Below are 21,549 nucleotides of genomic sequence, written 5' to 3'. Positions count from 1 at the left end.
TATCGCGAGCAGGCTCACTCCTACATTTAGATCCGGTTCAGACAGAACAATAAAAAGTGTTAATGAGGACAATGCCATGCAAACCAAACTCTTGATCAATGGCCAACTGATCGACGGCGAAGGCCCCGCCCAACCGGTGTTCAACCCGGCCCTCGGTCGTGTGTTGGTCGAAATCAACGAAGCCAGTGAAGCCCAGGTCGATGCCGCCGTGCGTGCCGCCGACAGCGCCTTCGAAGGCTGGTCGCAAACCACGCCGAAAGAACGTTCGCTGCTGCTGCTCAAACTCGCCGACGCTATCGAAACCCACGGCGAAGAGCTGGCCAAACTGGAATCAGACAACTGCGGCAAGCCTTACAGTGCTGCACTGAACGACGAGATCCCGGCGATTGCCGACGTGTTCCGTTTCTTCGCCGGCGCCAGCCGTTGCATGAGCGGTTCGGCGGGCGGTGAATACCTGCACGGCCACACCTCGATGATCCGTCGCGACCCGGTCGGCGTGATCGCGTCCATCGCACCGTGGAACTACCCGCTGATGATGGTCGCCTGGAAAATCGCCCCAGCCCTCGCCGCGGGTAATACCGTGGTGCTCAAGCCGTCGGAACAAACCCCGCTGACCGCGCTACGCCTGGCGGAACTGGCGTCGGAGATTTTCCCGGCCGGCGTACTTAACCTGGTGTTTGGTCGTGGTCCTACGGTTGGCAATCCACTGGTCACGCACCCGAAAGTGCGCATGGTCTCGTTGACCGGTTCGATCGCCACCGGTTCGAACATCATTTCCAGCACCGCCGACAGCGTCAAACGCATGCACATGGAACTCGGCGGCAAGGCCCCGGTGATCATCTTCGACGACGCCGACATCGACGCCGCCGTGGAAGGCATTCGCACCTTCGGCTTCTACAACGCCGGCCAGGACTGCACCGCCGCCTGCCGCATCTACGCGCAGGAAGGCATCTACGACAAATTCGTCGAGAAGCTCGGCGAAGCGGTCAGCAGCATCAAGTACGGTGTGCAGGATGATCCGTCGACCGAACTGGGCCCATTGATCACCGCGCAACATCGCGACCGTGTGGCGGGGTTTGTCGAGCGTGCCTTGGCGCAGCCGCATATCCGCTTGATCACTGGCGGCAAGGCTGTCGAGGGCAATGGCTTCTTCTTCGAACCAACGGTGTTGGCCGACGCGCAACAAGACGATGAAATCGTCCGTCGTGAAGTGTTCGGGCCGGTGGTGTCGGTGACCAAATTCGCCGATGAAGCGCAGGTGCTGGGCTGGGCCAACGATTCGAACTACGGCCTGGCGTCGTCGGTCTGGACCTCGGATGTCGGGCGTGCGCATCGCTTGTCCGCACGCTTGCAGTACGGCTGCACCTGGGTGAATACGCACTTCATGCTGGTCAGCGAAATGCCGCACGGCGGTCAGAAACTGTCCGGTTATGGCAAGGACATGTCCATGTACGGGCTGGAGGACTACACCGTCGTTCGGCATGTGATGTTCAAGCACTAAAAGCATCGCGAGCAGGCTCGCTCCCACAGGTTCAGCGCAATCCATGTGGGAGCGAGCCTGCTCGCGATGGCCTCACCGCAACACAAAACAATAACCACCGATCCGGGTAGCGCCGTCATGGCCCTGCCACGGTTTCGGACATCCGAAATCTGCCGATTTTCCGGAGCTAACACCATGGATACAACACCCGAACTCGCTGTACCCGTCGCGGACAGCGACGCCGAGCAGCTACGCAAACTGGGTTACACCTCGAACTTCAATCGCAGCATGAGCCTGTGGGAAAACTTCGCCCTGGGCTTCACTTATCTCTCTCCGGTCGTAGGGGTTTATACCCTGTTCGGCCTGTGCCTCGCCGCCGGTGGGCCTCCGATGTTCTGGGCCTATTTGCTGGTCGGATGCGGCCAGTTGCTGGTGTGCCTGATCTTCGGTGAAGTGGTCTCGCAGTTCCCGATTTCCGGCGGCGTGTACCCGTGGGCTCGTCGCTTGGTGGGCAAGCGCTGGGCGTGGATGGTCGGCTGGATCTACTCCATCGCCCTGTGCGTAACCATCGCGGCTGTTGCGGTGGGCGCCGGTCCGTACCTGGCCGCGATGATGGGCTTTGAACCGAGCAACAACACCAACATCGTCATCGCACTGTTCCTGACGTTGTTCGCCACCTTGGTCAACCTCAGCGGCACCAAAGTGCTGGCGCGGATCGCCATGTTCGGCTTCCTCTGCGAACTGGTCGGTGCGGTAATCGTCGGCGTTTATCTGCTGATCTTCGAACGTCATCAATCGATCAGTGTGTTGTTCAACACCTTCGATATCAGCGTCGACGGCTCGTATCTGCCGGCATTCCTCACCGCCTCGCTGGCGGGGATGTTCCTGTACTACGGCTTCGAGGCCTGCGGCGACGTGGCCGAAGAAACCCCGAACCCGAGCAAGCAAATTCCGGTGGCCATGCGCATAACCATCTACATCGGCGGCATCGCAGCGATGTTCGCCTGCCTGGCGCTGATCCTCGCCGTGCCAGACATGCAAGCCGTCATCAATGGCACCGACAAGGACCCGGTCACCACCATCCTCAACAACGCCTTCGGCCCGGTCGGTTCGAAAGTGGTGATGGGCGTGGTGATGATTTCCTTCATCTCCTGCGTCATCAGCCTGCAAGCCGCGGCGAGTCGTCTGCTGTATTCCTATGCTCGGGATGAAATGGTCATTGGCAGCTCACTGCTGAAGAAGATTTCCCCTACGACTCAGGTGCCGGTTGCGGCGCTATTCGTGTCCGGCGTCCTGCCGGCGCTGATCATTGTGCTGGGCTTCTTCCTGCAGGATGCGGTGGCAACCATCGTCAGCTTCGCGGCCATCGGTATCTACCTGGCATTCCAGATGATCGTGCTCGCCGCGTTGTATGCACGCATGAAGGGCTGGAAACCGAGCGGCAAATTCACCCTCGGCGCCTGGGGCTGGGCCGTGAACATCGGCGCGCTGGTCTATGGCGTCGGCGCGATCATCAACATGGCCTGGCCGCGCACGCCGGATGCGGCGTGGTACATCAACTACGCGATGGTGTTGAGTACCGCGATCGTGATTGGTTTGGGGCTGGTTTATATGTGGCTGGCCAAGCCGTATGACCATGGGACTGCGCCTGCGGGGGATGCTTGGAAGGTTAGTCGGTAATGACGGTTGCCCTGCTCGCAGTGATGCGGGCAGGGTTCGTGATGCTAGATTGCTTGAGGCTTGGAGAGGGTTTCGAATTCGTCCATAAGCAGGTGGATTTCGGTGCTGGGGTTGGGTTCGCCGCTGATAGCGACGTCCTCGATAATCTTTGGTGCCAAGTCTCTCGCCCTTTGGAATGGCTCACCTAAAAGTTTTGCGAAATAGTTGGTCTCTTCGCCTTTCTCGTATTTATGCATGCTGGGTTTTTCTCTGAGGCTCTTGGCCACCAAGTCGCCTGGAGAGTGCTTCCCAACCGCTCGAAATGGTTTTCGATTGAAACCGAAGTGCAGAAGCAACCAAAACTCAAAACAGGGGTACGAAGCGATGACTTTGATTTTCGGATGAGGCCTCGCCAGATTTATTGCTCGTTCAAAACACAGATGTGTATCGCGATCCAATGCACAAAAAATCTTGTCGAAGCATTTCTGGCGGGCTATTGCTGTTTCTACAATGCCACTTGGGTGTGTGACGCCACAGTGGGCAATTTCCACTTGAGCTTTGGCGCGAAAATGAAATGCAGCCTCCTCCAGATATCGTTTTCCTGACTTGCTGTCTTCACAAAGGATCAACACTTTGGGTTGAGGCTTGAACCGCGGTGCCTTTCGATCAAATAGCCGTATCGAACGCGCCATGGTCAACCCCGCCTTATCAGTGGCAACCCGCGATAACGACCTTCAAAGTAGCGTTTCTCAACATCCTCCCCTTCCCGTCCTTCAAAGTCGTAAACAGAAAAAAGGCAGGTTGCACCGTTAGCGTCTCTTTCGGTGATCCAGAACTGATCGCGCCGAAGCGCTTTGGCGTTCATTAGATGAGTGTCGTGAGTGGTAAAGATCAGTTGAGTATCCAGCCCACCGTCCAGGTGTTTCTCAATCAAGTCCGCGACTATTGAGGGATGAAGACTGCTGTCCAACTCATCGACAGAAAGTATCCCGCTACCATCGGCGTGATTGATCATGAACCAGGGCAGCCAGAATCCAATCAGGTTTTTCGTACCGTCGGACTCCTCGGAAAAATCAAACTCAGCGGTGCCTAAAAAGCTCGTATGTGTGAGGGTTACTTTGTCTTTTTGGGCTGCGGCGAAGAACTCTTTCAGTGTGAGTTTTTTGGTGCGTTGAACAGACTCTGCGTCTTCGGTGTTGAGACGGATCGCTGACACCGGGATATCCACTTCCTTTAGAAAGTCTCGTAAATCATGTGTGTAATCCGATGCCATCCGAAGAAATCTGATGGACGCTGCTGACAGCCCCATCATGTTGTTCTGCTCGATAACGAGTAGACCGGTTTGAAACCAGCTAAACGGCCCCCGCAACTGAGTCAACTCTTCACTACTGTTCGCAACCGCCTGCGAAATAAACAACATCTTGGGGCTCGTCAGACGCCGCCAGGCGTTGTGCACCTCTTTGCCGCCCTCAAGGCTTGAGCCAAAAACATAATGCTCTCCCTCATCAACAAAGCAACGCGAATACAACAGCGTTTCCTTACCTTTGGGATAGGAAACCAGTTGTTCCTCGATAATCCGCTGCGCAGTCATGCGCAGAACAAACCGATATCGGACCTCGCGTTGAATGAAGTTGTACTCAAAAGAACTGGGTTCGTTTTGAAGTTGTGGGTCAAAACGAAATGGCGAGACCGGAAGCGGTTCATCATTCGATGTGGGTATCGAAGCGAGCAAACTCCCCATGACGCCCATCGCCCGGATAAGCGAAGATTTACCGGATGCGTTCGGTCCGTAAATCGCCGCCACCTTCAACAAATCAGGCAGTTTTTCTCCATTTACGATGGGTGTGAACACGTTGCGCTTTTTGCTCAAGCGCGGCGTCGCAGCCATGGACAGGGTTTGTTTGTCACGGAAGGAGCGATAATTGGAAACTGAAAATTCGATCAACATGTAACAAACCTGCAGTTCGTTCCTGAATGCGGGAAAAGCTATAGGAAAAACCACGGCTGTGACGCTGCTTGACTGCACTTCAGGCAAAAACAGGAAATTCCTACAGATCGAACCTTCCGGCATAGACACCGATTCCTACAGCATGCGGCGCCAAGGTAGACTTGGCGCCGCGAGCGCCTGAACGATAGGCTTTACCTCGTCGCTGCCAAATCAGCGGCCCGGGGTCGAAGCCGGAACACTATCAACATGGCGCAACCGCGCTCCTCTGAGTGGCGGCTCCCTTTTCAACTTGGAGTCGAAAAAATGCTTGAACACACGCTAAATCCGTCTGAAACCCATCCTCATTTCATCCCAACCATCTTCACCCGCCACAACCGCTTCCTACACGCCTTCATGCAGAACAACCAAGCCTGGTTCTGCGTCCAGGATCTCGGTCGTTTGATGGGTCGCCCGATGGACCAACGCCTCACCCTGAAACTCGACCCCGATCAGCGCCAACATGTCTGGATGCTGAAGAACGGCAAAACAGTCGAATCACTGATGATCAGCGAATCAGGGATGTATGCCCTTCTGGTGCACCACTTCGTCCCGGAAAACCGAAACCTGCGCCAATGGCTGAGCAACGAAGTCATACCTTCGCTGCGTGAGTCGAAAGCGACATCTGTGGATAACATTCCAAGCCTGAGTTCGTTGCAGTGGGCCGGGATCTCGGTGCCGCTGCTGCATTGGCAACATCAGGCCTGGATCAAATGGCGGGATATGCCTGATCTGATGCAGGTACAGCGACCGTTCCCGATCATGGGCACTTGCAGTTGAAGGCGAGATGAACAAATGAAAAAGGGGCAGACTTCACAGTCCGCCCCTTTGGTTTGAATACACCTGTTCAATCTCCCGCAAGAGCAATCTGCAGCCATGAGCAAACCGCGCATCACCAGCCAAAGCGTCACTGAAGTGATTCCAAGTGATAGCGCCTTTTCAGAAAAGTATCTGCGACAAACCATCGAGCAAAAAAATATTGCGGCTCGCCGCCAAGCAATCCAGGAAGGCATCATCGACGCCGATGCTGGCAAGCTGACCTGGCTGGCCACCGTAAAAGCCAAATGGCTTTCACGGTAACCGTCCTCGATCAAAACCGCGAAACACTCCTCATCGCATCCACCAGATACCGCATCGCAATCTGGTCGCTTTCCGACAGCTCCCGATAGCGCTCCAACAATTTCATCTCGTCCGAACTGACCCGACGCCTTCGGCGCACAGTGGTCAGGCAAGGAAGGATTCCCAACAACTGGGTGATGCCTTGTACTTTCGTCATGGACGATGTCCTTCTATAAGTCCGAGAAAACTTCAAAAACCGCATCGCCCTCTCCTTTTTGTAGTCGCCGGCCTGAAGGGCAGTGGTCGGTCATGAACACAGAATAGGAACTATCGCGGCGGTGAAAAGCGATTTTTAGAGTAATTAGTCAAAAAAAGCAGAAATGCCCTATAAATCAGAAAGTACTGTCGGAAAACTTAACCGACATTTCTTGTTTCATTGCCACGAAGCCAAAGTGCTACCAATCATTTTTTCTCCGCAACCGAACGGTTTAAGCTATTTGTTATCTGTTTAATGTCCGTTGCGTTTGGCCGAAGGCATGTCCGAACCTTTTTTTTTTGATCCAGCACGTGCCAGGAACGGCGCGGGATTGTTCACGACAGGTTGAACTTATGCACCGCAGGAATTTGCTCAAAGCATCCATGGCCATCGCTGCCTACACCGGATTATCAGCCACCGGTCTGCTGGCTTCGCGGGCCTGGGCCGGTACCGGCGCGGCGGATGGCGAGGCTCAGGCGTTCGACTTCGAAGCGCTGAAAATCCAGGCCAAGCAGCTCGCCGGCAATCGCTATCAGGACACCAAGCAGGTGTTGCCGCCGACCCTGGCGACCATGACACCGCAGAATTTCAACGCGATCCGCTACGACGGCAACCACTCGCTGTGGAATGACCTCAATGGTCAGCTGGATGTGCAGTTTTTCCACGTGGGCATGGGTTTCAAGCAGCCGGTGCGCATGTACAGCGTCGACCCCAAGACGCGTCAGGCGCGGGAGGTGCATTTCCGCCCGTCCCTGTTCAACTATGAAAAAACCACGGTCGATACCAAACAGCTTACGGGCGACCTGGGGTTTTCCGGGTTCAAGCTGTTCAAGGCCCCGGAGCTGGACCAGCACGACGTGCTGTCCTTCCTCGGCGCCAGCTATTTCCGTGCAGTCGATGCCTCAGGCCAGTACGGTCTGTCGGCACGCGGCCTGGCGATCGATACCTATGCCAAGAAGCGTGAAGAATTCCCGGACTTCACCAAGTTCTGGTTCGAGACCCCGGACAAGGACAGCACCCGTTTCGTGGTCTACGCCCTGCTGGATTCACCGAGTGCTACCGGCGCTTACCGTTTCGACATCGACTGTCAGGCCAGCCAGGTCGTCATGGGCATCGATGCCCACATCAATGCGCGCACTGCCATCGAACAACTGGGCATCGCGCCGATGACCAGCATGTTCAGCTGCGGCACCCATGAACGGCGCATGTGCGACACGATTCACCCGCAAATCCACGATTCTGATCGCCTGGCCATGTGGCGCGGCAACGGCGAGTGGATCTGCCGCCCGCTGAACAACCCGGCCACCCTGCAATTCAACGCCTTCGCCGACACCGACCCGAAAGGTTTCGGTCTGGTGCAGACCGATCATGAGTTCGACAGCTATCAAGACACCGTCGACTGGTACAGCAAGCGTCCGAGCCTGTGGGTAGAACCTACGACCGCGTGGGGCGAAGGCTCTATCGATCTGTTGGAAATTCCTACGACGGGCGAAACCCTGGATAACATCGTCGCGTTCTGGACCCCGAAGAAACCGGTCGCGGCCGGCGACTCACTGAACTACGGCTACAAGCTGTACTGGAGCGCACTGCCACCGGTCGGCACGCCGTTGGCGCGGGTCAACGCCACTCGTTCGGGCATGGGCGGCTTCATCGAAGGCTGGGCCCCCGGCGAGCATTACCCGGAGGTTTGGGCTCGACGGTTTGCCGTGGACTTCACCGGAGGCGGTCTGGATCGCTTGCCGGAAGGCGCGGGGATCGAGCCGGTGGTCACGTGCTCGAATGGGCAGGTCAAGGATTTCAACGTGCTGGTGCTGGATGACATCAAGGGTTACCGCATTACCTTTGACTGGTACCCGACCAATGACAGCGTGGCTCCGGTTGAGCTGCGGTTGTTCATTCGCACCAATGACCGGACGTTGAGTGAGACCTGGTTGTACCAGTATTTCCCGCCGGCGCCGGATAAGCGCAAGTACACCTGAGAGTAATCGGGGGTCTGGGCTGGCCCCATCGCGAGCAGGCTCGCTCCCACAGGTGATCATCGTCGGACACAGGAGCTGTGTCTCATGGAGATCCAATGTGGGAGCGAGCCTGCTCGCGATGAGGGCCTGACAGACAACAAACCTCAGTGCACAGAAACACAAAAGCCCCGATCACAACGATCGGGGCTTTTTGGTTTTTACAGCATCAATCAGTCGCGCAAATCCGACTCATGAATCGGCTGTTCACGATGGGTGGCCCGCTGATACTGCGCCGGCCAGATGGCCTTGCGTCCCCCCAGGTCATCATCGGCATGCAGCGGCCAGTACGGATCACGCAACAGCTCACGGGCGAGAAAGATGATGTCCGCCTGGCAGGTGCGCAGAATGTGCTCGGCCTGCGCCGGCTCAGTAATCATTCCTACCGTGCCGGTGGCAATACCTGACTCTTTGCGCACACGTTCGGCGAAACGGGTCTGATACCCGGGACCTGTAGGAATCTCGGCGTTGGCCGCCGTACCGCCCGACGAGACGTCAATCAGGTCTACGCCCAACGCGTGGAGGCGTCGTGCCAGCTCCACGGTTTCATCCGGGTTCCAGCCGTCTTCCACCCAATCGGTGGCCGACACCCGCACGAACAGCGGTAGCTCTTCAGGCCACACTGCACGCACCGCTTCGGTGACTTGCAGCACCAGCCGGATGCGATTCTCGAACGAACCACCATATTGATCGCGCCGCTGATTGCTCAGAGGCGAAAGAAACTGATGCAACAGGTAGCCGTGCGCGGCGTGTATTTCCACCACTTTGAAACCGGCGGTCAGTGCTCGCTTGGCCGAAGCGACAAAGGCCTGAATGACCTCAGCGATCTCGCCATCATCGAGCTGCTTGGGGTGTGTGTGCTGCGGGTCGAAAGCAATCGGCGAAGGGCCCACCGGCACCCAGCCACCGTCTTCGGGTTTGACGCTGCCATGTTTGCCGATCCACGGCCGATGGGTGCTGGCCTTGCGCCCGGCGTGAGCCAACTGAATGCCGGCCACAGCGCCTTGCGCCGCAATGAAGCGCGTGATGCGTTGCAACGGTTCGATCTGTTCATCGTTCCACAGGCCGAGGTCCTCGGCGGTGATGCGCCCGTCGGCCGTGACCGCCGTAGCTTCGGTAAACACCAGGCCGGCGCCGCCGACAGCGCGGCTGCCGAGATGGACCAGGTGCCAGTCATTGGCCAGTCCATCAACGCTGGAGTACTGGCACATCGGCGATACCGCAATGCGGTTGAGCAGGGTCAATTGGCGAAGGGTATAGGGTTCAAGCAGCAGACTCATGGGGCACCTCTCGAATCAGTGGGCAGGCTCCAGGGTTCTGTTTGAAAGTCGACGAGTGACAGGAAAAAGGTGCAGCACCCGCCCCCGCGGGCAAAAAATTCGACAAGACGTCACAAGGATAATCAAGCAGTGCTTAGAGACTAGTCGACATCGGAGAATCTCGGTGGGTTCAAGAAAAGATCGCAGCCTTCGGCAGCTCCTACATAGATCGGCGTACACCTGTAGGAGCTGCCGAAGGCTGCGATCTTTTGATCTTCAACGCGGTTCGATGTGGGCAATCATCAACTGCACCGTCTCGTTGCCACGGAACTCGTTGAGATCGAGTTTGTAGGCCAATTCCACCCACTTGATGGTCGGATTCGGCCAGATGTCGCGGTCGATTCCGAAGGCAATGCCATCCAGTTTTACCGAGCCACATTCACTCTTCAGCACCACTTTGAGGTGCCGCTCGCCGACCACTCGCTGCTCGACCAACTGGAACACGCCGTGGAACAACGGCTCCGGGAAGTGCTGCCCCCAGGGTCCGGCATGACGCAGGGCGCGGGCCAGTTCCAGGTGGAATTCCTCGACCGCCAACGTGCCGTCCGACAGCAATCGCCCGGTCAGGTCTTCTTCGCGTAATTGCCTACGCACTTCCGCGTCAAAGGCTTCGGCGAACAACGGAAAATTCGCTTCCGGCAGCGTCAGGCCGGCGGCCATCGCATGGCCGCCGTATTTGCTGATCAGATTCGGATGCTGCGCCGCCACCACGCTCAACGCGTCGCGAATATGAAATCCCTGAACCGAACGCCCCGAGCCCTTGAGCAAGCCATCGCCGGCATCGGCAAAGGCAATGGTCGGACGGAAATAGCGTTCTTTCATACGCGATGCGAGGATTCCGATGACACCTTGGTGCCACTCGGGATCGAACAGGCACAAGCCGAACGGCATCGACTCGACCGGCAAATCCTTCAGTTGAGCCAGCGCTTCACGCTGCATGCCCTGCTCAATGGATTTACGGTCCTGGTTCATGCCGTCGAGTTGAGCGGCCATTTCACGCGCCAGACCAGCGTCTTCGGTGAGCAGGCATTCGATGCCCAGGCTCATGTCATCCAGACGCCCCGCCGCGTTCAGACGCGGGCCAACAATGAAACCCAGGTCGGTAGAGGTGATGCGCGTGTGGTCACGCTTGGCGACTTCGAGGATCGCCTTGATCCCCGGCCGTGCGCGCCCGGCGCGAATCCGCTCCAGGCCTTGGTGCACCAGAATCCGGTTGTTGGCATCCAGCGGTACCACGTCGGCGACGCTGCCCAGGGCCACAAGATCCAGCAACTCACCGATATTCGGTTGCGGCTTGCTCTCGTACCAACCGAGGCTGCGCAAACGCGCACGCAAAGCCATCAGCACATAGAAAATCACCCCGACGCCGGCCAGTGCCTTGCTCGGGAACTCGCAACCTGGCTGGTTCGGATTGACGATGGCATCGGCCAACGGCAACTCGTCACCGGGCAAGTGGTGGTCGGTGACCAGCACCTGGAGCCCGGCCTTTTTTGCCGCCGCCACGCCTTCAACGCTGGAGATTCCGTTGTCCACAGTGATCAGCAACTGGGGTGTACGGGTCAGCGCCACTTCAACGATTTCCGGCGTCAGGCCGTAGCCGTACTCGAACCGGTTCGGCACCAAGTAGTCGACGTGCGCCGCGCCCAGCAGGCGCAAGCCCAACATGCCCACGGTGCTGGCCGTCGCCCCATCGGCGTCGAAGTCACCGACGATCAGAATCCGCTGACGCTGCTCGAGCGCCGTCACCAGCAAATCCATCGCGGCATCGATGCCTTTGAGTTGCTGGAACGGGATCAGCCGCGCCAGGCTCTTGTCCAGTTCAGCCTCGGACAGCACGCCCCGCGCCGCGTACAGACGGGTCAGCAGCGGCGGCAGATCACCGAGGAATGGCAGGGTGTCGGGCAACAGGCGAGGTTCGATGCGCATGGGGTGACAGGTGCTTCTCTTGAATACGTAGGATAAAACCGGATAACGCGGACCAGCAGCGAGTAATCAGCCGCGTTCGCCGCTCAGCCACTGCAACTGGACTTCATGCTGACCACGGTCGTCAGTGACGAAAATCGTCCCTTCGCTGATCATCACATCCCACTTGATAACCCGGGGCATGTCTTTGGCCAGGGTTTCCAGCACGTCCTGGGGAACAGCAGCGATGTGCACGTTTTTCAGGTTTTTGATCGCCGGGATCACTTTGGTCTCCCAGACGCGCAGGCTGCCGTAGGCCAGCAGGCTGGTGCGCTCGGTGCGACGCGAGCACCAGGTCAGGCGATCGGCGTCTGGCTGGCCGACTTCGATCCAGTGCAAAACGCGGTCGTCCAGGCTCTTTTCCCACAGGGCAGGTTCGTCCACGTCTGACAGACCGCGACCGAACGACAACTGCTCGTTGTACCAAAAGGCGTAGGCCAGCAGCCGCACGGTCATACGCTCTTCGGTCTCCGAAGGGTGACGGGCGATGGTCTGCTTCACGCTCTCGTAGACACTGCGGTCGAGGTCGGTAAGGTTCAGTTCAAACTTGTAGGTCGTGGACGGCTGGGCCATGAACGGGCTTCTTGATACGGGGAAAGGCGGCAAGTCTAACCGATGCGGTAGGCAATCCACGAATTGAAGGCGATCAACCTTGGTCGTCTGACGTTCGGCTATGTTAAAACCCTGTATTCGCTCAACCTTTGTCCTACAGGATCCAGCATGCCGCTCACCGGAAAACCGCTCTCAGGGCTGAAAGTCATTGAATTGGGTACGCTGATCGCCGGGCCGTTTGCCTCGCGCATATGCGGAGAGTTTGGTGCCGAGGTGATCAAAATCGAGTCCCCCGATGGCGGCGATCCATTGCGCAAATGGCGAAAACTGTATGAAGGCACCTCGCTGTGGTGGTTCGTCCAGGCGCGGAACAAGAAATCCCTGACCCTGAACCTCAAACACCCCGACGGCCTGGCGATCCTGAAAAAACTGCTCAGCGAGGCGGACATCCTGATCGAGAACTTTCGCCCTGGCGTGCTGGAAAAGCTCGGCTTGGGCTGGGAAGTCTTGCACGCTCTGAACCCGAAACTGGTGATGGTGCGCCTCTCGGGTTTCGGTCAGACCGGGCCGATGAAAGATCAACCAGGTTTTGGCGCCGTCGGTGAATCCATGGGCGGCTTGCGCTACATCACCGGGTTCGAAGACCGGCCACCGGTGCGCACCGGGATTTCCATCGGCGACTCTATTGCCGCGCTCTGGGGCGTGATCGGCGCCTTGATGGCCCTGCGTCATCGCGAGGTCAACGGTGGCCTCGGCCAAGTGGTGGATGTGGCGCTGTATGAAGCGATCTTCGCCATGATGGAAAGCATGGTCCCGGAGTTCGACGTGTTCGGTTTCATCCGCGAACGCACCGGCAACATCATGCCGGGCATCACGCCCTCCTCGATCCACACCAGTGCCGACGGCAAACATGTGCAGATCGGCGCCAATGGCGACGCGATCTTCAAACGTTTCATGCTGATCATCGGTCGCGAGGACCTGGCCAATGACCCTGCGTTGGCGAGCAACGACGGACGCGATAGCCGTCGCGACGAGATTTATGGGGTGATTGATCGCTGGGTCAACTCGCTGCCGCTCGACACTATCATCGAGCAGTTGAATCAGGCCGACGTACCGGCCAGCCGGATCTTCAGTGCAGAAGATATGTTCAGTGATCCGCAGTACCTGGCCCGGGAAATGTTCCTGAAGGCCAAGTTGCCGGACGGCAAAGATTTCAAGATGCCGGGAATCGTGCCGAAACTCTCAGAGACACCCGGAACATCGGAATGGGTCGGGCCGCAGTTGGGCGAACACAATGCGCAGGTACTCAACGATCTTGGTTATGACAAGGAACAGATCGCAAAGCTGCGTGAGGACGGGGCCATCTAAGCTGAGGTGCCTGCTTGCGCGGCCCATCAACCACTGCCTGACGCGCGGTGGACGAGCATTGTGCGCGTTCGCGTTTTTCCTGTTGCTCGCCGGCCAGGCTCAGCCAGCGTTGGCGCAACCGAAGGAAACCCTGGTCTGGCTGTTGCGCGACCTTCCACCGCTGATGATTTTCGAAGGGTCGAAAAAGGGCCAGGGCGTCATCGATCAACTGCTGCCGCTGCTGATCGCCCGCATGCCGCAATACGAACACACCCTGATGCGAGTCAATCGCGCTCGTGGCTTGCAAATGCTCCACGAGCCACTCCTCACGTGCGATGCGGCGCTGAACTGGAGCAAGGAGCGCGATGGCTGGATCGCGTTTTCCATCCCGGTCTTTCGGGCCATGAGTAATGGCCTGGCAGTACGGCGCGTTGATCGGGAAGTGCTGGCGCCCTTTATCAAGGACGGCGAAGTGGACCTGGCGGCCCTGCTGACCAGTGGCCGGGAGAAACTGGGCATTATTGCCGAGCGCAACTACGGCGAATATCTCGACGCGCTGCTCAAACAAGCGCCAGCCAACTCACTGACCCTCCACTACGGTAATGATGCCTTGGGCAGCCTGTTGCAAATGCAACGCCTGGGGCGCTTGCGGATGCTGTTGGGGTACCGCTCGGAAATCCGCTACCAGGCCCAGCAGCAAGGGATCGCGGAAGATCAATTGCAGTTCTACCCGATTCGCGGCACGGGCAAATACCTGTCCGGTTACATCGGCTGTACTGACACCCCTCAGGGCCGGCAGGCGATCATCGAGATCAACCAACTGCTGCGCACCCTGCCCCACGATCACTTGAGCGAGGCGTACGCCGCCTGGCTGGACCCCGAAAGTCGCAGCGATTACCTGGAAGCCAGCCGGGCATTTTTCCTGCACCAGGCCGAGCAATGACAAATCGCAGGCAAAAAGAAACCCCGAGAAGTGGGGAGACGACTCGGGGTTAAACGTGGTCTATACAAAGACCAGTGGCAGCAAGCTACAAGCACCGGAGCACAATGCTTGATCCTGCTGTTACAAGGTCTGACTGACCTAAGCGCAGGAAGGTTCCCACAAAAAACAATTCAATTTCGGTTGGCCAGGATCTTGTCCTGAGCAGCATTGCGTAACGCCGCGATGACGCAGGGCTCCAGCCTGCCTTCGGCGATCAGCACGTCGCGATGCAAACCGTCGACGACATCCGTCAGCAGACGCTTGCTGGTCAACTGGGCCTGATTGAACACCCGTTCGACCACGATCGCGCCGGTCGCATTTTTCAGTGTCACCAGGCATTCGCCATGGGTTCCCGACGGGGTCAACGTTACCTGATACGGGCTCAGAGCTTCACCGAGCAATAGACTGATACTTTCCATCTCGATCACCACTCAATAGTCCGAAAACAAAGTGCCTGGGGCGTACCTACAGTAAATGACCACTGGCTCGAGAAGAAAGTTCTGGATACCGACTGCTGGGGAACCTGCGCCTCTGGTCAACAGAGCATGCACGCCCAAGATGACAGATAAAAAACAGGCGCCTCACGCCTGCTGCTTGCGCTTGCCGATATCGGTCCATCCTCCCAGCAAGCCCCGCAATTGTCCGTCGGCACCGTAAAAAGGCACCGTCCACTGATAGATATGCCTGACGCCGTTGTTGAACATCAATTGACGCTCACTGAAGCGCGACTTGCGCGTACCGAGCTGGGCCATGAACTCTGCATGCAGCAGTTCGGCAGTCTCTTTGGGCAAGACGTTCAGTTCAATCAGCTGTCGTCCCTGAACCTGGTCGAAACGGGTCGACAAGCCCTCCTCATAACTTTTGTTGCACATGATCAAACGCCCTTCCAGATCACGAACAAACATCGGATCGGGCATGGCGTCCATCAACGCATGCTGGAAGGCGAGCTGATCACTCAGACTTTTCTCGGCATCCAGGCGTTGCTGGATCAATACCGTGAGCCGTCGGTTCCAGAGCAGGGACAACAGGCCGAACAGGCTGACGATAAACATTCCCCAGCAGCCCCACTCGGCGAGCCGGGGCCAGGTACCGGGCACCTTGACGGGGGCAATCCCATTGAGCCATTTCAGGCGAATGGCGCGCAATTCGGCAGGATCAAGCGCCTCGAGCGCCTTGTTGAGGATGCTCGACAGCTGAGGCTGACCTTTGCGTACGGCCAGGTGGTCCGCCTCCCATTTGCCCTCCACCGTATACCCGACCTTGAGCTGCCCGGACGGATAAAGTTGTGCGCCGGTTTCGTTTTCGATGGTGGCATAAGCCTCACCGCTCTCGACCAGCGCCCGGGCCTCCGCGTAAGTTTTAACCGAGCGCAGCTCGATGTCGGGATAGTCGCGGCGAATCGTGGCCTCCAGCGCATGCCGGGTCGGCAACACCAGAACCCTTCCCGACAGCTGCTCCAGGGATTGCACCTTGGGCGCCCCGGCCCGCCCGACGAACACCCAGCCAGCGCCACCGAACGCATGACTGAAATCCAGAAACGACTTGCGTTCGTCATTCATCGCCAGCGTCGTGCTCATGTCCGCTGCGCCATCTTCCAGTCGCCCGAGCAACTGATCGGTGGAAAACGATTCTTCATGAACAAACTGCAATCCCGTCATCGCGCTGATGCGGTTGAGCAGATCATTGTTCAAGCCACTCCATTGGCCGTGCTTATCCTTGAACAGGTACAGCGGGTATTGCACCGAGGCGACGATGACTTTCGAATGCTCGGCAATCCATTTCAACTCTTGAGCATCCAGCTCGATCCTTGGGCCAGCAACCGATCCTTTGGAATCGCTCGCCGCCAATTGCGACGCGCCCCCCCATTGAGCAAAGCCCAGGGTGCCGACTAAAAAAAACATCCAGCACGTGGCTGGTTTTAACCCTCTGAAAAACAGCATTGCCACTTCCTTCGTGATCAACTCGCCCGTCCTTCATGGGGCGAAAACCCGGCAAGTGTGACACGCAGAAATGAGAAAGCCCGTCAGGAGACGGGCTTCAAAATGTGACAGTTTTAATTGGTTACAGAGGCTTTCCGCGGTTGCCATGCTTGCTGACAAAGGCCTGCACGGCTTTCAGGTCATTTGGCAGCACGGTGCAGCGCTCATCTCGCTCAAACAAATCAGAAAGATGTGCAGGCAGTTCGAGCGCTTTTCCTACGCCGGCTTTTTCCACTGCATCCGGGAATTTGACCGGATGCGCCGTACCGAGGATCACCATCGGGATATCCAGGCTGCGACGGCACTCGCGCGCCGCCTTCACGCCGATGGCGGTGTGCGGATCAAGCAGCTCGCCGGTTTGCTCGAAGACTTCGGCGATGGTTTCGCAGGTTTGAGCGTCATCCACGGCCAGCGAATCGAACAGGTTGCGGGCTTCGGTCCAGCGTTCCTGTTCGACGCTGAAACCGCCACCTTGTTTGAAGGTGTCCATCAGCCCGGCGATCGCTGCGCCGTTGCGACCGTGCAGGTCGAACAGCAGGCGTTCGAAGTTCGACGACACCATGATGTCCATCGACGGCGACAGCGTGGCGTGCAGGGTGTCCTTGACGTACTGATTGCCGCTCATGAAGCGATGCAGGATGTCGTTGCGGTTGGTGGCGACGATCAACTGGTTGATCGGCAGGCCCATGTTGCGCGCCAGGTAACCGGCGAAAATGTCGCCGAAGTTGCCGGTTGGCACCGAGAACGATACCGAACGTGCCGGGCCGCCCAACTGCAGGGCTGCGTGGAAGTAGTAAACGATCTGGGCCATGATTCGCGCCCAGTTGATCGAGTTTACGGCGACCAGACGCGTGCCTTTGAGGAAGCTCTGGTCGGCGAAGCTGGCCTTGACCATTTCCTGGCAGTCATCGAAGTTGCCTTCGATCGCGATGTTGTGGATGTTCTCGCCGAAAATGGTGGTCATCTGACGACGCTGCACTTCGGACACACGGTTGTGCGGGTGCAGGATGAAGATGTCGACGTTTTCGCAGTGCTTGCAGCCTTCGATGGCGGCCGAACCGGTGTCGCCAGAGGTGGCGCCGACAATCACTACGCGCTCACCACGTTTTTCCAGCACGTAGTCGAGCAGACGACCCAGCAGCTGCAAGGCGAAGTCTTTGAACGCGAGGGTCGGGCCGTGGAACAGCTCCAGCACCCATTCGTTACCGTTCAGCTGACGCAGTGGTGCCACGGCGTTGTGCGAGAACACGCCGTAGGTTTCTTCGAGGATCTTTTTGAAATCGGCATCAGGAATGCTGCCGGTCACGAATGGGCGCATCACCCGGAAGGCCAGCTCGTGATACGGCAGGCCGGCCCAGGAAGCGATTTCTTCCTGAGTGAAACGTGGCAGGTTTTCCGGGACGTACAGACCACCGTCCGTAGCCAGACCGGCCAGCAGGACGTCTTCGAAATTCAGGGCCGGTGCCTGGCCGCGGGTACTGATATAACGCATGACTGGCTCCAATAGACAGTGTTCGCAAACCCGGGCTCGCAGGCGAGCCCGGTGAACGATAACGGCTTAGTTCAGGTGCTCGACGCGGATTCGTACGACCGGGCCGACCACGCCTTCCAACGCTTCCAGGGCGGTGATCGCGTCGTTCATGTGCTGTTCCAGCACACGGTGCGTCAGCAGGATCATTGGCACCAGACCGTCATGCTCTTCGACTTCTTTCTGCATGATCGATTCGATGTTAATGCCGCGCTCCGACAGGATGCTCGCCACCTGAGCCAACACGCCCGGATGGTCCTTGGCCTGAATGCGCAGGTAGTAGGCGCTTTCACAGGCTTCGATCGGCAGGATCGGATGGGCCGATAGCGAATCCGGCTGGAAGGCCAGGTGCGGTACGCGGTTTTCCGGATCGGAGGTCATGGCGCGAACCACGTCCACCAGGTCGGCGATCACCGACGAAGCCGTCGGCTCCATGCCGGCGCCGGCGCCGTAGAACAAGGTCGAACCGGCAGCATCGCCGTTGACCATCACCGCGTTCATCACGCCGTTGACGTTGGCGAGCAAGCGATCGGCCGGGATCAGCGTCGGGTGCACGCGCAGTTCGATGCCGGCCGCGGTGCTGCGCGCCACGCCCAGGTGCTTGATGCGATAGCCCAGCGCTTCGGCGTAGTTCACGTCAGCGGTGGTCAGCTTGGTGATGCCTTCGGTGTAGGCCTTGTCGAACTGCAGCGGAATACCGAACGCGATGGACGCCAGAATCGTCAGCTTGTGGGCCGCGTCGATGCCTTCAACGTCGAAGGTCGGATCGGCCTCGGCGTAACCCAGGGCTTGTGCCTCGGCGAGTACGTCTTCGAAAGTCCGGCCCTTCTCACGCATTTCGGTGAGGATGAAGTTACCCGTGCCGTTGATGATGCCGGCAACCCAGTTGATGCGGTTGGCCGACAGGCCTTCACGGATCGCCTTGATCACCGGAATGCCACCGGCCACGGCGGCTTCGAACGCCACAATCACGCCCTTCTCGCGGGCCTTGGCGAAAATTTCATTACCGTGAACGGCGATCAACGCCTTGTTCGCGGTCACCACATGTTTTCCGTTCTCGATCGCTTTGAGTACCAGCTCGCGGGCAACGGTGTAGCCGCCCATCAGCTCTATGACGATGTCGATCTCAGGGTTCGTGGCCACTTCGAAGACATCGTTGGTAATCGCAATACCGGTCGTCTGGAACTGAGGCTTTGGCGTGCGCATGGCAATTTGTGCCACTTCGATTCCACGCCCGGCACGACGAGAAATTTCCTCGGCGTTACGCTGAAGTACGTTGAAGGTACCGCCACCGACGGTCCCTAACCCACAGATGCCTACTTTGACCGGTTTCACTGTGAACTCCCCATGAAACGGCCGACTCAAGGCCGGCCGTGAAAACAACCGCATACTCGCGGTTCTCTATTAATGGCCCGGCGAATGCTGCCGCCGAACCATGATCGTCAATGGCTGACCGTGACGATGCGAATTTACTTCGCGCCCAACGCCAGTTTGGCGACTTGTGGCGCAGGCTGGTAGCCCGGAATGACCTGGCCGTCGGCCAAAACGATGGCCGGTGTACCGTTCACGCCGATCGACTGACCGAGGGCGAACTGCTTGGAAACCGGGTTATCGCACTTGGCGGCCTTGATTTCCTTGCCGTCGACCATCTTGTCCATGGCCGCTTTCTTGTCTTTCGAGCACCAGACCGCTTGCAGCTGTTCGTCACCCGGCGAGCCCAGGCCCTGGCGCGGGAACGCGACGTAACGTACTTCGATGCCGCGCTTGTTCAGCTCAGGCACTTCAGCGTGCAGCTTGTGGCAGTACGGGCAGGTGGTATCGGTAAACACGGTGATGTGCGATTTGGTTTCGCCGATCGCCGGGTAGACCACGGTTTCCGCGACTGGAATGGCGTTGATCAGTTTGGACACGCCCAGGCGTTCGGTCTTCTCGGTCAGGTTGACCGGTTTGCCGTCCTTGAGCTGGAACATGTAGCCCTGCACCACGTATTGGCCGTCGGCGCTGGCGTAAAGCACGCGGCTGCCTTGCAGCTTGACTTCGTACAGGCCCGGCAGCGGACTGGCGGTGATGCTTTCTACCGGCACTTCGAGCTGGAGGTTTTCCAGGCTTTTACGAATGGCTTTGTCGGCCGCATCATCGGCGACGGCAAAGGTACTGACCAACGCAATGGCTGCGGCGGCGAAAATCTGGGTCAGACGCATGAGAACTCCTGAAGGCGGACAAATGGGACGATCAGAACGCCCGTGCCGAAACACCGGGTCATAAACGCCCATCGTGCAAACCGGCAAAGCCTACCACATAAGGCCCCTGTGGCCGAATGCGCCTGACGCAAGACATTGGGACAACGCAATCCCCTGTAGGAGTGAGCCTGCTCGCGATAGCGGTAGTCCTGACAACACAGCGGTGACTGACAGATCGCCATCGCGAGCAGGCTCACTCCTACAGGGATTTTGTTCAGCCTCTGGGGTGGTGTTTGGCGTGCAGGTCCTGCAAGCGGGCGCGGGCGACGTGGGTGTAGATCTGCGTAGTCGACAGATCGCTGTGGCCGAGCAGCATTTGCACCACCCGCAGGTCGGCGCCGTGGTTGAGCAAGTGCGTGGCAAAGGCATGACGCAGGGTATGCGGCGACAGCGACTTGCCGATCCCGGCAACCTTGGCCTGGTGCTTGATGCGATGCCAGAAGGTCTGCCGAGTCATCTGCTCGCCGCGCTGGCTGGGGAACATGACATCGCTGGGACGCCCGCCAAGCAGCTCCTGGCGGCCATCGCGCAGGTAACGCTCGACCCAGACAATCGCCTCCTCGCCCATCGGCACCAGCCGCTCCTTGCTGCCCTTGCCCATCACTCGTAGCACGCCTTGGCGCAGATTGACCTGTTCCAGCGTCAGGCTGATCAGTTCCGTCACGCGCAAGCCGCAGGCATAAAGCACTTCGAGCATGGCGCGGTCGCGTTGGCCGATGGCTTCGCTCAAGTCCGGAGCCTTCAACAGCGCTTCTACGTCTGCTTCCGACAGAGATTTGGGCAACGGCCTACCGAGTTGAGGCATATCGACGCGTAACGTCGGGTCGACCGCGATCAACTTTTCCCGCAGCAAATAGCGGTAAAAGCCGCGCACACCCGAGAGAAATCTCGCAGTGGAACGGGGTTTGTAGTTCTGCTCCAGGCGCCAGGCCAAGTGATCGAGGATCAATTCGCGGCCGGCGTTGATCAATTCCAGTCCCTTCTCCTGCAGCCAGCCGTTGAACAGGGCCAGGTCGCTGCGATAGGCATCGCGGGTGTTATCGGAAAGACCTTTCTCCAGCCACAGGGCGTCGAGGAATTGGTCTATCAGTGGATGATCGATGGCGGGCATAAAGGCTCAGGCAAGACCGACAGTACGGTGAGGGAAGATAAATCGCAGGCAACAAAAAAGCAGCCCGTAGGCTGCT

General features: G+C 58.3%; 19 protein-coding genes. 7 read left to right on the top strand and 12 right to left on the bottom strand.

Features of this window, described 5'->3' with window-relative positions; genetic code table 11:
• The first annotated feature begins 76 nt into the window (after positions 1–76).
• The gene (locus tag PMI27_RS08330; RefSeq protein WP_008151648.1) at positions 77–1,501 is read left to right on the top strand and encodes a gamma-aminobutyraldehyde dehydrogenase; all 1,425 of its coding nucleotides are present in this window, start codon (positions 77–79) and stop codon (positions 1,499–1,501) included.
• 174 nt (positions 1,502–1,675) lie between these two features.
• Positions 1,676–3,160: an APC family permease gene (locus PMI27_RS08335; protein WP_008151647.1), complete on the top strand. Its 1,485-nt coding sequence runs from the start codon at positions 1,676–1,678 to the stop codon at positions 3,158–3,160.
• A gap of 44 nt (positions 3,161–3,204) precedes the next feature.
• On the opposite strand, the gene PMI27_RS08340 is transcribed toward PMI27_RS08335, so the two are convergent.
• Together PMI27_RS08340 and PMI27_RS08345 are read right to left on the bottom strand one after the other, a co-directional pair.
• Positions 3,205–3,831 (bottom strand): RloB family protein, encoded by a 627-nt coding sequence (locus PMI27_RS08340; RefSeq protein WP_008151646.1) that lies wholly within the window; start codon positions 3,829–3,831, stop codon positions 3,205–3,207.
• Positions 3,832–3,833: 2 nt separating this feature from the next.
• Entirely contained in the window at positions 3,834–5,087 is a 1,254-nt protein-coding gene (locus PMI27_RS08345; protein ID WP_033053455.1) for an AAA family ATPase, read from the bottom strand.
• 303 nt (positions 5,088–5,390) lie between these two features.
• On the opposite strand from PMI27_RS08345, the gene PMI27_RS08350 reads away from it, so the two are divergent.
• The gene (locus tag PMI27_RS08350) at positions 5,391–5,903 is read left to right on the top strand and encodes a BRO-N domain-containing protein (protein ID WP_008151644.1); all 513 of its coding nucleotides are present in this window, start codon (positions 5,391–5,393) and stop codon (positions 5,901–5,903) included.
• A 96-nt stretch (positions 5,904–5,999) separates the two neighbouring features.
• A complete protein-coding gene (locus tag PMI27_RS08355) occupies positions 6,000–6,203 on the top strand; it encodes a hypothetical protein (RefSeq protein WP_008151643.1) in 204 nt (67 codons plus the stop codon).
• 10 nt (positions 6,204–6,213) lie between these two features.
• On the opposite strand, the gene PMI27_RS08360 is transcribed toward PMI27_RS08355, so the two are convergent.
• Positions 6,214–6,399 carry a hypothetical protein gene (locus PMI27_RS08360; protein ID WP_008151642.1) on the bottom strand — a complete coding sequence of 62 codons (186 nt, stop codon included), beginning with the start codon at positions 6,397–6,399 and terminating at the stop codon, positions 6,214–6,216.
• 392 nt (positions 6,400–6,791) lie between these two features.
• On the opposite strand from PMI27_RS08360, the gene PMI27_RS08365 reads away from it, so the two are divergent.
• Entirely contained in the window at positions 6,792–8,417 is a 1,626-nt protein-coding gene (locus PMI27_RS08365) for a glucan biosynthesis protein D (RefSeq protein WP_008151641.1), read from the top strand.
• Between the two features lie 209 nt (positions 8,418–8,626).
• Here PMI27_RS08365 and PMI27_RS08370 read toward each other — a convergent pair whose 3' ends face one another.
• The 3 genes from PMI27_RS08370 to PMI27_RS08380 form a co-directional block, all read right to left on the bottom strand.
• Positions 8,627–9,733, bottom strand: a complete 1,107-nt coding sequence (locus PMI27_RS08370) for an NADH:flavin oxidoreductase/NADH oxidase (RefSeq protein WP_008151640.1) — start codon at positions 9,731–9,733, stop codon at positions 8,627–8,629.
• A gap of 255 nt (positions 9,734–9,988) precedes the next feature.
• Positions 9,989–11,698: a single-stranded-DNA-specific exonuclease RecJ gene (gene recJ, locus PMI27_RS08375; protein WP_008151639.1), complete on the bottom strand. Its 1,710-nt coding sequence runs from the start codon at positions 11,696–11,698 to the stop codon at positions 9,989–9,991.
• A gap of 66 nt (positions 11,699–11,764) precedes the next feature.
• Positions 11,765–12,307, bottom strand: a complete 543-nt coding sequence (locus tag PMI27_RS08380; RefSeq protein WP_008151638.1) for a YaeQ family protein — start codon at positions 12,305–12,307, stop codon at positions 11,765–11,767.
• Positions 12,308–12,454: 147 nt separating this feature from the next.
• Here PMI27_RS08380 and PMI27_RS08385 point away from each other — a divergent pair, with 147 nt between their 5' ends.
• Positions 12,455–13,654, top strand: a complete 1,200-nt coding sequence (locus PMI27_RS08385; RefSeq protein WP_008151637.1) for a CaiB/BaiF CoA transferase family protein — start codon at positions 12,455–12,457, stop codon at positions 13,652–13,654.
• Positions 13,608–14,576, top strand: coding sequence for a TIGR02285 family protein (locus tag PMI27_RS08390; RefSeq protein WP_033053430.1), 969 nt, complete (start codon positions 13,608–13,610; stop codon positions 14,574–14,576). The genes PMI27_RS08385 and PMI27_RS08390 overlap by 47 nt, the downstream gene beginning before the upstream one ends.
• 170 nt (positions 14,577–14,746) lie before the next feature.
• Here PMI27_RS08390 and PMI27_RS08395 read toward each other — a convergent pair whose 3' ends face one another.
• The 6 genes from PMI27_RS08395 to xerD all read right to left on the bottom strand — a co-directional run bounded on the left by PMI27_RS08395 (position 14,747) and on the right by xerD (position 21,473).
• The gene (locus tag PMI27_RS08395) at positions 14,747–15,034 is read right to left on the bottom strand and encodes a DUF3509 domain-containing protein (protein WP_008151633.1); all 288 of its coding nucleotides are present in this window, start codon (positions 15,032–15,034) and stop codon (positions 14,747–14,749) included.
• 162 nt (positions 15,035–15,196) lie between these two features.
• Complete coding sequence (locus PMI27_RS08400; RefSeq protein ID WP_008151632.1) at positions 15,197–16,555, bottom strand: transporter substrate-binding domain-containing protein; 1,359 nt, start codon at positions 16,553–16,555, stop codon at positions 15,197–15,199.
• A 121-nt stretch (positions 16,556–16,676) separates the two neighbouring features.
• Entirely contained in the window at positions 16,677–18,086 is a 1,410-nt protein-coding gene (gene thrC / locus PMI27_RS08405) for a threonine synthase (protein WP_008151630.1), read from the bottom strand.
• Between the two features lie 66 nt (positions 18,087–18,152).
• A complete protein-coding gene (locus PMI27_RS08410; RefSeq protein ID WP_033053454.1) occupies positions 18,153–19,457 on the bottom strand; it encodes a homoserine dehydrogenase in 1,305 nt (434 codons plus the stop codon).
• Positions 19,458–19,591: 134 nt separating this feature from the next.
• A complete protein-coding gene (dsbC, locus tag PMI27_RS08415) occupies positions 19,592–20,323 on the bottom strand; it encodes a bifunctional protein-disulfide isomerase/oxidoreductase DsbC (RefSeq protein WP_008151627.1) in 732 nt (243 codons plus the stop codon).
• A 253-nt stretch (positions 20,324–20,576) separates the two neighbouring features.
• The gene (gene xerD / locus PMI27_RS08420; protein ID WP_008151625.1) at positions 20,577–21,473 is read right to left on the bottom strand and encodes a site-specific tyrosine recombinase XerD; all 897 of its coding nucleotides are present in this window, start codon (positions 21,471–21,473) and stop codon (positions 20,577–20,579) included.
• Positions 21,474–21,549: the final 76 nt, after the last annotated feature.

Source organism: Pseudomonas sp. GM41(2012) (assembly GCF_000282315.2).
GTDB lineage: Bacteria > Pseudomonadota > Gammaproteobacteria > Pseudomonadales > Pseudomonadaceae > Aquipseudomonas.
Note: the sequence above shows the minus strand (reverse complement) of the source record. Positions and strands in the feature narration are given on the sequence as shown.